Raw genomic sequence first — 968 nt, 5'->3', positions numbered from 1 at the left:
TTAAGCCCCAAAGAGCTTGTAAACGAGACATTGCCCCTGTAAACTTCATCGCATAACTCACTGATAAATCAACGATATGAACTCAAATACCAGCGTCTTCGCGACTTCTGGCCGAGTTCTCCGATTTCCTGTTCGATCCGGCGCTCGCCGATCGTGTGCGTCGTTCTCCCACCGCCTTTACGCGCAATCGCACCCTGACGTTACCGCGCATGGCTGCGCTGATGATGTCGGGCATGTGTGCCAGCGTGCAGACCGAACTTGATGCGCTATTCAGTGCGCTGGGCAACAGCGGCGGGCGCACCCGCGCGGTCAGCGCACAGGCATTCAGCAAGGCGCGCCGTGGGCTATCGGCCGAACTGTTCGAGCTGGCCCAGACCCACCTGATTTCGCTGGCCCAAGCCCATATCGAGTCGATGCGCTGGCACGGCCTGAGGCTGGTCGCGGCCGACGGTAGTCGCCTGCGCGTGGGCACGCGTCGCGGCCATGAACTACGCGCCGATCACTACGCATTTGCGCTGTTCCTGCCGGGACCCGAACTGACCCTGCACGCCGCGCTTCATCCCGCCGACGGTGCCGAGCGGCAGATGCTGTTCGAAGCATTGGACGTACTGCAACCGCATACCGATCTGCTGCTGCTCGATCGCGGCTTTATTGGCAACGCGATGGTGGCGGCGCTCGCACTGCGCGAGATCGAGTTCTGCATGCGCGTCGATACACGTAACTGGAAGTGTGTCACCGCCTTTGCCCGCAGCGGCGAGGCCGAGCGCATCGTGACACTGGAGGCGCCTGGCGAGCAGGATGCCCGCGACTATGAACTGATGCGCACGCCGACTACGGTACGGCTGATCCGGGACGTCACCTCGAGCGGTCGCATATGTGTGCTGATGACCTCGCTGCTCGACAGCAGGCGTTACCCGGCTACCTCCTTCGGGGCGCTCTACCATCAGCGCTGGCGCGTCGAAGAAGCG

Annotated in this window: 1 protein-coding gene; it reads left to right on the top strand. The window is 62.4% G+C overall.

Going from position 1 to position 968, the window contains the following annotated elements; translation table 11 throughout:
* Positions 1-209: 209 nt before the first annotated feature.
* Positions 210-968, top strand: a 759-nt coding sequence (locus tag PQQ96_RS42085) for a transposase (RefSeq protein WP_408303333.1), incomplete at its 3' end; no start/stop codon positions are given.

Source organism: Paraburkholderia sediminicola (assembly GCF_046027825.1).
In the GTDB taxonomy this organism is placed as follows: Bacteria; Pseudomonadota; Gammaproteobacteria; order Burkholderiales; family Burkholderiaceae; genus Paraburkholderia; species Paraburkholderia sediminicola_D.
The sequence above is the reverse complement of the archived record's forward strand: the minus strand, read 5'-3'. Positions and strand labels throughout refer to the sequence as shown.